9 protein-coding genes are annotated in these 12,671 nt (G+C 71.3%); 4 read left to right on the top strand and 5 right to left on the bottom strand.

Going from position 1 to position 12,671, the window contains the following annotated elements:
* Positions 1–21: 21 nt before the first annotated feature.
* Positions 22–1,626 carry an AMP-dependent synthetase/ligase gene (locus tag VF330_RS34195; RefSeq protein WP_330855856.1) on the bottom strand — a complete coding sequence of 535 codons (1,605 nt, stop codon included), beginning with the start codon at positions 1,624–1,626 and terminating at the stop codon, positions 22–24.
* Between the two features lie 49 nt (positions 1,627–1,675).
* On the opposite strand from VF330_RS34195, the gene VF330_RS34190 reads away from it, so the two are divergent.
* Both VF330_RS34190 and VF330_RS34185 read left to right on the top strand, forming a co-directional pair.
* A complete protein-coding gene (locus tag VF330_RS34190; protein ID WP_330855855.1) occupies positions 1,676–2,215 on the top strand; it encodes a TetR/AcrR family transcriptional regulator in 540 nt (179 codons plus the stop codon).
* Between the two features lie 27 nt (positions 2,216–2,242).
* Positions 2,243–2,854: an alpha-ketoglutarate-dependent dioxygenase AlkB gene (locus tag VF330_RS34185; protein WP_330855854.1), complete on the top strand. Its 612-nt coding sequence runs from the start codon at positions 2,243–2,245 to the stop codon at positions 2,852–2,854.
* A 16-nt stretch (positions 2,855–2,870) separates the two neighbouring features.
* Here the strand turns inward: VF330_RS34185 and VF330_RS34180 are convergent, their stop codons facing one another.
* On the bottom strand, positions 2,871–3,803 hold the full coding sequence (locus VF330_RS34180; RefSeq protein ID WP_330855853.1) for an SDR family oxidoreductase: 933 nt from the start codon (positions 3,801–3,803) through the stop codon (positions 2,871–2,873).
* A gap of 134 nt (positions 3,804–3,937) precedes the next feature.
* On the opposite strand from VF330_RS34180, the gene VF330_RS34175 reads away from it, so the two are divergent.
* Positions 3,938–4,795, top strand: coding sequence for a helix-turn-helix transcriptional regulator (locus tag VF330_RS34175; protein ID WP_330855852.1), 858 nt, complete (start codon positions 3,938–3,940; stop codon positions 4,793–4,795).
* Here VF330_RS34175 and VF330_RS34170 read toward each other — a convergent pair.
* Both VF330_RS34170 and VF330_RS34165 read right to left on the bottom strand, forming a co-directional pair.
* A complete protein-coding gene (locus VF330_RS34170; protein WP_330855851.1) occupies positions 4,762–6,396 on the bottom strand; it encodes a PHP domain-containing protein in 1,635 nt (544 codons plus the stop codon). The genes VF330_RS34175 and VF330_RS34170 overlap by 34 nt on opposite strands.
* An 85-nt stretch (positions 6,397–6,481) precedes the next feature.
* Complete coding sequence (locus VF330_RS34165) at positions 6,482–7,867, bottom strand: PP2C family protein-serine/threonine phosphatase (RefSeq protein WP_330855850.1); 1,386 nt, start codon at positions 7,865–7,867, stop codon at positions 6,482–6,484.
* A 137-nt stretch (positions 7,868–8,004) separates the two neighbouring features.
* On the opposite strand from VF330_RS34165, the gene VF330_RS34160 reads away from it, so the two are divergent.
* Complete coding sequence (locus VF330_RS34160) at positions 8,005–12,150, top strand: HAMP domain-containing protein (protein WP_330855849.1); 4,146 nt, start codon at positions 8,005–8,007, stop codon at positions 12,148–12,150.
* Between the two features lie 134 nt (positions 12,151–12,284).
* On the opposite strand, the gene VF330_RS34155 is transcribed toward VF330_RS34160, so the two are convergent.
* Positions 12,285–12,647, bottom strand: a complete 363-nt coding sequence (locus VF330_RS34155; RefSeq protein WP_330855848.1) for an STAS domain-containing protein — start codon at positions 12,645–12,647, stop codon at positions 12,285–12,287.
* Between the last annotated feature and the right edge of the window lie 24 nt (positions 12,648–12,671).

Below are 12,671 nucleotides of genomic sequence, written 5' to 3'. Positions count from 1 at the left end.
GTCGGCGGGCGGTTCCGCGCGTCAGTACAGGCTGTCGAGCGTGTCCTTGAACCGCTTCTCGATCTCGCGGCGGCGAGGCTTCAACGACGCGGTCAGCAGCCCGTCCTCGACGCTGAAGTCCTTCTCCAGCACGGCGAAGCGCTTGATCGTCTCGTGCCGCGCGAGCTGGGCGTTGACCGCCTCCACCGCGCGGCCGACCTCGGCCTCGGCGTCCTTTCCGGACAGTCCGCCGGCGGTGTCCTCGTCGAGCGTCACGAGGGCCACGCAGTACTTGCGGCGGTCGCCGTGCACGATCACGTTGCTGATGTACGGCGACGCGGCGTTGATCATGCTCTCGATCCGGGCAGGCGCGACGTACTTGCCGCCGGAGGTCTTGATGAGTTCCTTCTTGCGGTCGGTGATCCGCAACCGCCCCGCGTCGTCGAGCTCGCCGATGTCGCCGGTGTGCAGCCACCCGTCGACCAGCGTCTCGGCCGTCGCGTCCGGCCGGTTGTGGTAGCCGCGCATGACGCCCGGCCCCTTCAGGAGCACCTCGCCGTCCTCGGCGATCTTGACCTCCATACCGGGGATGGGCGGCCCGACCGTGCCGGCGCGGATCATGCCCGGCCGGTTGAAGAACGTCGCCGCGGACGACTCGGTGAGCCCGTAGCCCTCCAGGATCGTGATCCCGGCGCGGGTGAAGAACTCCGCGATCTCCGGTGCGAGCGGCGCCGAGCCGGACACGAAGTACCGGATCCGCCCGCCGACGCGGTCGCGGAGCTTGCGGTACATCAGCCGGTCCGCGAGCCAGGCGGTCGCGGGACCGTGCTCCCGGTCGGCCCACCGGAAGACCTTCTCGGTGAGCCCGCCCTTCTCCCGCGCGCCCGCGACAATCCGGCCGTGGATCTTCTCGAAGATGCGCGGCGCGGCGGCCACGATCGTCGGCCTGAGCTCGCCGAGGTTGTCGACGATCCGCTCGACGCTGCCGTCGACGGCGGTCGGCACGCCCGCGGCGATCATCGCCATCGTCAGCACCTTGCCGAACGCGTGGGACAGCGGCAGCCACAGGAAGTGCAGGTCGGTCTCCTCGAGGATGCCGAGCGACGCGATGGCCTCCGCCGTCGTCAGCCAGTTCTCGTGGGTGAGCTCGACGCCCTTGGGCGTGCCGGTCGTGCCGGAGGTGTAGATCAACGTCGCCAGGTCGCCGAGCCGGAGGTCGTCGACCAGCGCGTCGTAGTCGCCCTCGCCGCCGGGCACCCGGCCGAACCGCAGCACCTCCACGCCGTCCGGCACCAGACCCGCGTGCTCGTCGGTCTCGACGACCACCACGCGGCTGCCGGAGTCGCCGATGATGTGCGCGACCTCGGACTCGGTGCTGTTCGGGTAGATGGTGGTGGTGGCACCGCCGGCCGCGAGCACGGCGAGGTCGGTGATGATCCAGTCGATGCTTGTGCGCCCCATCAGCGCCACCCGGTCGCCCTTGCGCAGACCCAGCTCACGCAGCCCGAACGCCTGCTCCGCCACCCTCCGCTGGAGCCCGGACCAGGTGAGCGAGGCCCAGCCGTCGCCGTCGCGGTACCGCATCGCCTCGGCGTCGGGCGTGCGCGCGACTCGCTCGCGCAGCAGGCCGGGAATCGACAGCGCCATTGCTCTCCCCTTCTCTGGAGCGTCGCTCCAGAGCGGTACTCTAACCCTCGTGGCCGACCGACGACAGTCTCTCCTCGACGCGGCGCTCTCGCTCGTCTCGGAGGGCGGGCTGGACGCCGTGACGATCGCCGCCCTGACCGAACGTTCGGGAATGTCCAACGGCAGCATCTACCACCACTTCGGCAGCCGGGCCGGCGTGTTCGCCCAGCTCTACGCCGACAGCTACGCCCGCTGCGTGGCCGCGATGCTCCCGGCCCTGGACTCCCGCCCAGCCCGGGACGCCGTGCGCGACCTGGCGCTGCGCTACCTCGACTGGGTCACGGCGAACCCGAGCCGCGCCCGCTTCCTGTACGCGGCCCCCGACCACGCCGACCCGGCGGCGAAGCAGGCGGAGTTCGCGCCGGTCCTGACGTGGTTCTCAGAGCGGACGGCGGCCGGCGAACTGCGCCCGATCCCGCCGTGGGCGCTGGAACCGGTGGCGATGGGCCCGGCCCACGAGTCGGTGCGCCGCTTCCTGCTGGGCGTCTTCGACCTGGAAGCAGCCCGCGACCTGGTCGCCGACGCCGTGTGGGCCACGCTGTCGCCGTAGAACACACGTTCGATTATGCTGCGGTCCATGCGCCAGGGATCGCTGTTCGACCTGGAAGCGGAGCCCGAGCTGGCCCCGCTCGCACCGCGTCGCACCCGGCTGGACGACGGCGCGTGGATCGACGTGCAGCCGGGCTGGCTCTCCGGCGCCGACGCCCTGTTCGACGACCTGGTCGACCACGTGCCGTGGCGCGCCGAACGCCGCCAGATGTACGACACCGTGGTCGACGTGCCGCGCCTGCTCTGCTTCTACCCCGGCGCGCTGCCGTCCGCCGTGCTGACCACGGCCCGGTCGATGCTGTCCTCCTTCTACGCGGCCGAACTGGGCGAGCCCTTCACGACCGCCGGGCTCTGCTACTACCGCGACGGGCGCGACTCCGTGGCGTGGCACGGCGACACGATCGGCCGCGGCCAGACCGAGGACACGATGGTCGCCATCCTGTCCGTCGGGACGCCCCGCGCGTTGCTGCTGCGGCCCCGCGGCGGCCGCGGCGAGACGCACCGGTACGCGCTGGGGCACGGCGACCTGCTGGTGATGGGCGGGTCCTGCCAGCGCACGTGGGAGCACGCGATCCCGAAGACGTCGAAGGTCGTGGGACCGCGCATCAGCATCCAGTTCCGCCCGCACGGAGTCCGCTGACCGGCGCACGTGGCCGTCAGGCGGCCCGCACCCCGACCAGTTCCTCGGACTTCTCCCACACGCGCCGCGCCTCCTCGACCGACCGCAGCCGGCTGTACAGCTCGACCTCGGCGGGAGGACCGCCGAGACCGGCCAGCCCCTTCGGCCCGAAGAACACACCGGGCTCCCGGGAGGTCGCCGCGAGCACCGCCGGCAGCTGCGCCGACTCGACCGTGCCGACGACGATCCCCCGCGCCGACAGGAACCGGATGACCTTCACCCCCAGCGTGTCGGACGAGCGGGCGATCTCCGGCCGGGCCGCGAGCAGGTTCGTCGGCGCGATGCCGGGGTGCGAGAGGTTGCTGGTGATCCCCCACCCGCCCGCGGCGGAACGGCGGGCCAGCTCCAGCCCGAACAGGCCGAGGGCGATCTTCGACTGGCTGTAGGCCCTGCCGCCGTTGTAGGAGCGCTCCCAGTTCAGGTCGTCCCAGTTGATGGCGCCCTGGTTGGCGGAGATGCTGAGCTGCGAGGTCACGCGGGCGCGTCCCGCCTTCAGCAGCGGCAGCAGACCCATGACCAGGGCGAAGTGGCCCAGGTGGTTGGTGCCGAACTGGAGCTCGAACCCGTCGGCCGTGGTCTGGCGCTCGGGCGGGGTCATGACGCCGGCGTTGTTGACCAGGACGTGGATCGGCTCGCCCTCGTCCCGCATCGTCCTGCCCAGCTCGGCGACCGAACCGAGCGACGAGAGGTCGAGCGCCCGGAGGGACACCCTGGCACCGGGCACGTGACGGCGGATCTCCTCGACGGCCGCCGTGCCCTTGCGCTGGTTGCGGACGGGCAGAACGACCTCGGCGCCGGCGGCGGCGAGCCTGCGGGCGATGCCCAGGCCCATGCCGTCGCTGGCGCCGGTGACGACCGCCCTCTTGCCGGTCAGGTCCGGGACCTGGATGTCGAACTGCTTGCGGGCCATCGCACTCTCCTGCTCGTCGTGGGGTTGCCTCCACAGTGGCCGGACCCACCGATCCTCATCCAGGACCTGACGATCCGTGGCTACGGCGCCGCGGCAGCACTAGAAAGGGTGATGACACGGAGAGGAGGCCCCCGGTGATCGACAGAACGGGACTGGCGGAGTTCCTGCGGCTGCGCAGGGAGGCGGTGCAGCCGGAGGACGTCGGGCTGCCGCGCGGGCCGCGGCGCAGGACCAGCGGACTGCGGCGCGAGGAGGTCGCCGCCCTGTGCAACATGTCCGCCGACTACTACGCGCGGCTGGAGCAGGAACGCGGGCCGCACCCGTCGCCGCAGATGATCGCCGCCATCGCCCAGGGCCTGCACCTGTCGCTCGACGAACGCGACCACCTCTTCCGGCTCGCCGGGCACGAGGCGCCGTCGCGCGGCGCGCTCAGCGAGCACGTCAGCCCCGGTCTCGCCCGCATCTTCGACCGCCTGCGGGACACGCCGGCCGAGGTCGTCACCGAGCTCGGCGAGACGCTGCTCCAGACGCCGCTGGGCGCCGCGCTCGTCGGGGACACGACCCGGTACACCGGCCCGGCTCGCAGCCTCGGCTACCGCTGGTTCACCGACCCGGCCTGCCGGGCGCTCTACCACCCCGACGACCACGACTTCCTGGGCCGCATGTTCGCCTCCGGCCTGCGCGAGGCCGTGACGCGGCGGGGACCGCGGTCCCGCGCCGCGCACTACGTCGACCTGCTGCTGGCCGGGAGCGCGGAGTTCCGGACCGTGTGGGAGGCCCACGAGATCGGCCTGCGCCCCAAGGAGTCCAAGCGGTACGCGCACCCCTCGGTCGGAGCCCTGGAGCTGCAGTGCCAGACGCTCCTCGACCCCGACCAGGCGCACATCCTGCTCGTCTACACGGCCACGCCGGGCACCGAGAGCTACGAGAAGCTCCAGCTGCTGTCGGTCATCGGCACTCAGATCACGTCGACGAACACCGGGTTGGCGTAGAACCAGAGGTCGGCCCACGGGTCGGAGTTCGCGATCTCGTCGACCACCGGGTCACCGGCGGAGGTGAGGCGCTTGCCGTCGCTGCCCCGCAACCGCAGGTAGAACGACCGCTCGACGCCCTTGAACGTGTGCGTGAAGCGGATCTTGCCCTTGCGCGGCACCTCGAACGTCTTCGTGACGACCGTCTCCGGCGCCGAGAACACGTCGCGGTCGGCGGCGGGACCGGTGACGGGGCCCGAGATCAGGTCGACCTTCGCCGGCGACGGCACCGCGCCCGAGAAGTTCGGCCCGGACGCGCGGACGACCTCGATGGTCACCTCGACGTCGCCGCCGCGGCGCACGAAGGTCCGGCCGCCCAGCGTCACGCCGCGCAGGTCGTCCCGTGACCGCACGCGCAGCTCCAGGCCGTCGACCAGCCGTCCGTGCACGGTCAGGACCTTGCCGGACTGCAGGCCGCGCATGACGTCCACATAGGACCGCGAGCGCGCTCCCACGACGTTCGCGCCGTACTGGCCGGGGAAGAAGTCGCCGTAGCCGGTCTGCTTCACGCCCGAGTCGATCGGAGCGCCCCGCGACCCGGTCGTGGCGTGGTCCTGCCCGCCCTGCGTGAAGGTGTCGCCGAAGACCTGGTGCACGTCGGAGTTCGCGGTGATCCACCACGGCCGGCCCTCGGCGAGCAGCGAGTCCCACAGGCCGCCGACCTTCGCGGTCATCCAGTCGAAGCCGCCGTGCGTGCGGTAGGACTCGGCCGGGTAGGCGGGGAACGACTCGGGCAGCGGGGCGGCCGTGTCGTAGTAGCCGCGCGCACGGCCGGGGCCGCCCGCGGACTTGGGGATGCCGGCGGCCTGGTGGCCGGGCGCGCCCTCCATGCCGACCGCGACGCCGGGGGCCGCGTCGCGCCAGCCGCGGATCTCGTGCGGGCTGTCCACGCCGCGCCGGGACGGGTGGTTCGCGAACATCAGCGCGATCTCGGTCCGTCCGGAGAGGACCTGCGCCTCCAGGTACCGCAGCGCGGCCAGGGCGAGCGGTTCGGCGCCGCTCGCGATGCGGCCGTCGTAGGACAGCTCGAACGCCTTGAGGATGTCGACGGCGTGCTTGCCGGGCGGCAGGAACACGGTGGCGTGCTCCGCGCCGGGGATGTTCCACTCCAGACCCTGGTAGACCAGCACGTCGCGGTGCGCGCGGCGGGCGCGCTCGACGTCCGGCGTCACCTGGTCGATCGAGAACTTCTGGTGCGCGGGGCCGCCGTGGTCGGTGATGACGACCCAGTCGAGCCCGAACTCGCGGGCCTTCGCCACCTGCTGCTCGACCGTGTACTGGCCGTCGTCGGAGTACTGCGTGTGGATGTGGTGGTCGCCGGCGTACCAGCGGTCACCGCCGCCCCACGGGTTGACGGGCACGTGCGCCCGCGCCGTGCCCGTGCCGGCCGCGGCGGCCACACCGGCGGCACCGGCCGCGATGCCCAGGCCCGCCAGGAACCGGCGGCGCTCGACCGACGACGGGCGGTCGTCCCCGGCGTCGAGCCAGCTGCCCTCGACCGGCTCTACCTCGAGGTGGTGGTGCGCGTGATCACCGTGCGGGTGATCGTGTGAGTGGGACATGCGCCGATCTCAGCCGGTCGAGCTTGCCGGGCAAACGAACGGCGGGTGAACGCTCGGCCGGAAATTCACAGCCGCGTGGGAACGCTCACATCGCTTGGACGGCCAGCAGCGCGAGGTCGTCGTGGTCGTCGTGGTCGAGCCACTTCAGCACCGCCGCCTCGCAGTGCCGCGCGATCTCCTCCGCCGACAGCCCCTTGCACTCCTTGAGCACCGCCCGCAGCCGCTGCTCGCCGAACAGCTCGGTGCGGTCGGTGTGCGCGCGGGCCTCGGTGAACCCGTCGGAGTACAGCACCAGCGTGTCGCCGGGTGCCAGCGTGACCTGCTCGCCGGAGAACCGGACGTCCGCCAGGATGCCGACGATCGCGCCGGTCGCGCTGACCTCCTGGACGCTGCCGTCGGCCCGCAGGATCAACGGCACGGGGTGCCCGCCGGAGGCCAGCGACAGCCGCGCTCCCCCGGCCGCCAGCGGCACGAGCTCGCCCACGACGAGCGTGGTGAAGAGCTTGGACCCGGTGGCGCGCAACGACGTGTTCAGCAGGTGCAGCAGCCGCACCGGGTTCGTCTCGACGAGCGACAGCGCCTGCAGCGACTGCCGCACCCGTCCACTGTGGACCGCGGCCTCCAGGCCGTGACCGCAGACGTCGCCGAGCGCGAACGTGGCCGAGCCGTCCGTGCGCGGGTGCACGTCGTAGAAGTCGCCGCCGACCAGCGCGCGCTGGTGGGCGGGGATGAACACCGAGGCCAGCGACATGCCCCGCACCTCGGGCAGCGGCAACGGCAGCAGCGCCGACCGCAGGATCTCGATCGTCCGCTTCTGGTCGGTCAGCTTCGACGACGACTCCAGCGCCGCGGCGGCGTGCTTGCCGAACAGCCGGACGCGTTCGACGTCGTTCGGCGCGAAGTCGCCCTGCCGCAGCACCACCAGCGCGCCCCCCACCCCGAGCGGGACGGCCAGCGCGCAGCCGAAGTCCTCCGGCACGCCCCAGCTGCCTTCACCCAGAGAGGTGATCCTCGCGAACGTCGACTCGCCCGTCAGCACCTCGGTGATGGCCGACGCGCGGCGGGGCGTGCGGGTGACCGTCGGCTCGCCGCCGCCGCAGCGCCACCACTCCAGGCGGTCGCGGGTGGCGGGGACCACGGCGACGCAGTGCTCGCCCAGCAGTTCCGCGGCGAGCTGCACGATGGTCTTCAGGGTCGCCTCGCGCGAGGTGCCGCTCGCGAGCCGCAGGTGGGCGTGGTCGAGCGCCGAGTCGGTGAAGTACCAGGCGCTCCAGCCCTCGCCCAGGTCGTGCTGACGGCCCGCGACGTGCACGTCGAAGCGTTCGCCGAGGTGCAGGCGGGGGAACCGGTCGGCCGCGGCGGCGTTGCGGACGCGCACCACCCCTGCCGGGTCCACGACGAGGACGGCTTCGCGCAGCCCGTCCACCAGGCGCTGCCAGCCGTCCAGGTCGATGCCCACGGCGCTGCTCATCCGCTCTCGTCCTGCGCGGTCGGCCGGATCATCACGGCCTCCTGCGGGTAGTTGGCGTGCATCGCGGCATCAAGTTACCTCGCTCCCAACCTAACGTGGCAGGCTTGGCTGCGACCACCGAGGCACGGAGGCTTGGAGTGACCACGGCCAGCGAAGAGACGGACGCGACCCTCGACAGGGTTCTCTCGGCGATGAAGGACCTGCGTGACGGCAACTTCCGCCGCAGGCTGGTCGTGCCGGGAAACGGGCCCGTCTCCGCCCTCGCGGACGTGTTCAACGAGATCGCGGAGCGCAACCAGTGGCTCGCCGGTGAGCTGGGCCGGGTCCGGCAGGCCGTCGGCCAGGAGGGCAGGCTCACCGAACGGGTGGCGCCCGCCGGCACGGCCGGGGGCTGGTCGCTGATCGCGGACTCGGTGAACGGCCTGGTCGAGGACCTGATGCGGCCGACGACCGAGCTGAGCCGCGTGCTCGCCGCCGTCGCCGAGGGCGACCTGACCAAGCGCATGTCGGACCAGACGCTGCGCGGCGAGTTCGCCACGCTCGGCTCGACGGTGAACGGCCTGGTCGACCAGCTGTCGTCGTTCGCCGACGAGGTCACCCGCGTCGCCCGCGAGGTCGGCACCGAGGGCCGGCTGGGCGGTCAGGCGAAGGTCCCCGGCGTCGCCGGCACCTGGCGCGACCTCACCGACAACGTCAACTCGATGGCGAACAACCTGACCAACCAGGTCCGCAACATCGCCCACGTCGCGACCGCGGTGGCCAACGGCGACCTGACGCAGAAGATCACCGTCGACGTCTCCGGCGAGATGCTGGAGCTGAAGAACACGCTGAACACGATGGTCGACCAGCTGTCGTCGTTCGCCGACGAGGTCACGCGCGTCGCCCGCGAGGTCGGCACGGACGGCAAGCTGGGCGGCCAGGCGAAGGTCCCCGGCGTCGCCGGCACCTGGCGCGACCTCACCGACAACGTCAACTTCATGGCGGAGAACCTGACGACCCAGGTCCGCAACATCGCGCAGGTCACGACCGCCGTCGCGCAGGGCGACCTGACGCAGAAGATCACCGTCGACGCGCGCGGCGAGATCCTCGAGCTCAAGTCGACGATCAACACGATGGTCGACCAGCTGTCCGCGTTCGCCGACGAGGTCACCCGCGTGGCCCGTGAGGTCGGTTCGGACGGCCGGCTGGGCGGTCAGGCGCAGGTGCCGGGCGTCGCGGGCACCTGGCGCGACCTCACCGAGTCGGTGAACGTCATGGCGAACAACCTCACGACCCAGGTCCGCAACATCGCCCAGGTCACGACCGCGATCGCGCGCGGCGACCTGACGCAGAAGATCACGATCGACGCCCGCGGCGAGATCCTCGAGCTCAAGACCACGATCAACACGATGGTCGACCAGCTCAGCTCGTTCGCCGACGAGGCCACGCGCGTCGCCCGCGAGGTCGGCACCGAGGGCCGCCTGGGCGGTCAGGCGACGGTGCCGGGCGTCGCGGGCACCTGGCGCGACCTCACCGACAACGTCAACTTCATGGCGAACAACCTGACCAACCAGGTCCGCAACATCGCCCACGTCGCGACCGCGGTGGCCAACGGCGACCTGTCGCAGAAGATCACCGTCGACGCGCGCGGCGAGATCCTCGAGCTCAAGTCCACGCTGAACACGATGGTCGACCAGCTGTCGTCGTTCGCGGAGGAGGTCACCCGCGTCGCCCGCGAGGTCGGCACGGACGGCCGCCTGGGCGGCCAGGCGCGCGTGCAGGGCGTCGCCGGCACCTGGAAGGACCTGACCGACAACGTCAACCTGATGGCGGACAACCTGACCGACCAGGTCCGCAACATCGCCGCCGTCGCCACCGCCGTCGCGAACGGCGACCTGTCGAAGAAGATCACCGTCGAGGCGAAGGGCGAGGTCGCGACCCTCGCCGACACGCTGAACGGCATGGTCGACACGCTGCGCGCGTTCGGCGACGAGGTCACCCGCGTCGCCCGCGAGGTCGGTACCGAGGGCATCCTCGGTGGTCAGGCGCGCGTGTCCGGCGTCGCGGGCACGTGGAAGGACCTCACCGACTCGGTGAACTTCATGGCGGACAACCTGACCAACCAGGTCCGCAACATCGCCCAGGTCACCACGGCCGTCGCGAAGGGCGACCTGACGAGGAAGATCGACGTCGCCGCCCGCGGCGAGATCCTCGAGCTCAAGACCACGATCAACACGATGGTGGACCAGCTGTCGTCGTTCGCCGACGAGGTCACCCGCGTCGCCCGCGAGGTCGGCACCGAGGGCAAGCTCGGCGGCCAGGCCGAGGTCGACGGCGTGGCCGGCACGTGGTCGAAGCTGACCGACAACGTCAACCAGCTCGCCTCGAACCTCACCACCCAGGTCCGCGCGATCGCCGCCGTCGCCACTGCCGTGACCGCGGGCGACCTGACCAGGCAGATCACCGTCGACGCGTCCGGCGAGCTCGCCGAGCTCAAGGACAACGTCAACCAGATGATCGCCAACCTGAAGGAGACCACCCGCGCCAACCGCGAGCAGTACTGGCTCAAGACCAACCTCGCGCGGCTCTCGGGCCTGATGCAGGGCCACCGCGACCTGCGCGCGCTGGCGTCGTTGATCATGAGCGAGCTGACGCCGCTGGTCAGCGCCCACCACGGCGCGTTCTTCCAGATCGAGGAGGACGACTCCAAGCAGACCCTGGAGCTGACCGCCACGTACGGCTTCCGCCTCGACACCGCCCGCACCACGCACGTGGCGATGGGCGAGTCGCTGGTGGGCCAGTCGGCGCTCGAGAAGAAGACGATCCTGGTCAGGGAGGTGCCGGGCACCTACCTGACCGTCTCCTCGGCGCTGGGCGAGTCGGCCCCGGTCAACCTGGTGATCCTGCCGGTCCTGTTCCAGGGCGAGACCCTGGGCGTGATCGAGCTGGCGTCGCTGAACGAGTTCTCCGACGTCCACCTCGACCTCCTGGACCAGCTCAAGGAGGCCATCGGCGTCAACGTGAACACGCTGCTGGCCAACTCCCGCACCGATGCCCTGCTCGTCGAGTCCCAGCGCCTCACGACGGAGCTGAGGGCCGGTTCCGAGGAGCTGGAGGACCGCGCCCGCCAGCTGCAGACGGCGTCGAAGTACAAGTCCGAGTTCATGGCGAACATGTCCCACGAGCTCCGCACGCCGTTGAACTCGCTGCTGATCCTCGCCAAGCTGCTGGCCGACAACCTCGACGGCAACCTGAACGCGAAGCAGGTCGAGTTCGCCCGCACGATCCACTCGTCCGGCTCCGACCTGCTGCAGCTGATCAACGACATCCTCGACCTGACCAAGGTCGAGGCGGGCCACATGACCCTGCACGAGGACCCGGTCCGCGTGGACGAGCTGGTCCGCTACGTCGAGACCCTGTGCCTGCCGCTGACCGCGGAGAAGAACCTCGAGTTCTCCGTGCGGGTCGACCCGAACGTGCCCGAGACCCTGCGCACCGACGAGCACCGCCTGCAGCAGATCCTGCGCAATCTCCTGTCGAACGCCGTGAAGTTCACCCACGACGGCGGCATCCGCCTGCACGTGCGCATGGACGACCCGTCCACGGTGGCGTTCGACGTGCACGACACGGGCATCGGCATCCCTGCCGAGAAGCTCGCCGTGATCTTCGAGGCGTTCCAGCAGGCCGACGGCACCACGTCCCGCAAGTACGGCGGCACGGGCCTGGGCCTCTCGATCAGCCGCGAGCTGGCCCAGCTCCTCAACGGCGCCCTGCGCGTCCGTTCCGAACCGGGCATCGGCTCGACCTTCACCCTCTGCCTGCCGCTCGGCAAGGTCGTCTCGGAGGCGGTCGTCCTGCCCGAACCGACCCCGATCGTCACCCCGGCCCCGGTCCTCGCCGCGTCCGGCTCGATCCGCTTCCACGGCGAGAAGGTCCTGGTCGTCGACGACGACCTGCGCAACGTCTTCGCCCTGACGAGCGTGCTGGAGCTGGTGGGCCTGGAGGCCATCTACGCCGACAACGGCATCACGGGCGTGCGCGCGCTGGAGCAGTACGACGACGTGGCGATCGTCCTGATGGACATCATGATGCCGGAGCTGGACGGCAACGCCACGATCTCGGCCATCCGCGCCATGGAACGCTACTCGGACCTGCCGGTCATCGCCGTGACCGCGAAGGCGATGAAGGGCGACCGGGAGAAGTCGCTGGCTTCGGGGGCCACCGACTACGTGGCGAAGCCCGTGGACACCGAGCACCTCATCCGGTTGATCGCGTACTACCTGGGCGTGTCGGCGGAGGCGTGAGGGACCGCTGGCGGCCTTCGGCGGTCCGGCCGCGCTGCGGCCGGCCGTTCCCGCCCGTCCCAGCGCCTCGCCAGGGCCCTGAGGTCAAGCCCCGACCGCATCGCGACGAAGTCGCGACGAGCGAGCACACGCGGCTACGGCGCCACCGACTCCTGCACGGCCTCGTCCACCGACGAGTGCAGGCTCAACACCTCGGCCACGTCGGCCAGCTCGAACAACCGCCGCACCGGAGCCTGAGCCGAGGCGATCCGCAGCTGCCCGCCGGCCTCGGCCAGCCGCCGGTGCCAGTCGAGCACGAGCGCCAGCCCGGTCGAGTCCATGAACTGCAGGTGCGCCAGGTCCAGCACCGCGTGGGCGCCGCTGACGTCCGAATCAAGCCGTGCGGACAGCACGGGGACGGTGTCGATGTCCAGCTCACCGGCGACGGCGAGCACTCGCCATCCCCGCTGGACCTCGCTGTCGACGTTGAGCTCCATCGTCGCCGTTCCTTCCGCCACGCCCGACTCGTGCGACCCAAATCG

This window comes from Lentzea sp. (assembly GCF_036380075.1).
In the GTDB taxonomy this organism is placed as follows: domain Bacteria; phylum Actinomycetota; class Actinomycetes; order Mycobacteriales; family Pseudonocardiaceae; genus Lentzea.
This window is presented reverse-complemented; position numbering and strand designations above follow the sequence as displayed.

Bases quoted from the DNA above. Each gene is read 5' to 3' on its own strand.
- VF330_RS34170 (WP_330855851.1), bottom strand. From the start codon at position 6,396: ATGTCCCACTCACACGATCACCCGCACGGTGATCACGCGCACCACCAC.
- VF330_RS34165 (WP_330855850.1), bottom strand. From the start codon at position 7,867: ATGAGCAGCGCCGTGGGCATCGACCTGGACGGCTGGCAGCGCCTGGTG.
- VF330_RS34180 (WP_330855853.1), bottom strand. From the start codon at position 3,803: ATGGCCCGCAAGCAGTTCGACATCCAGGTCCCGGACCTGACCGGCAAG.
- VF330_RS34185 (WP_330855854.1), top strand. From the start codon at position 2,243: ATGCGCCAGGGATCGCTGTTCGACCTGGAAGCGGAGCCCGAGCTGGCC.
- VF330_RS34195 (WP_330855856.1), bottom strand. From the start codon at position 1,626: ATGGCGCTGTCGATTCCCGGCCTGCTGCGCGAGCGAGTCGCGCGCACG.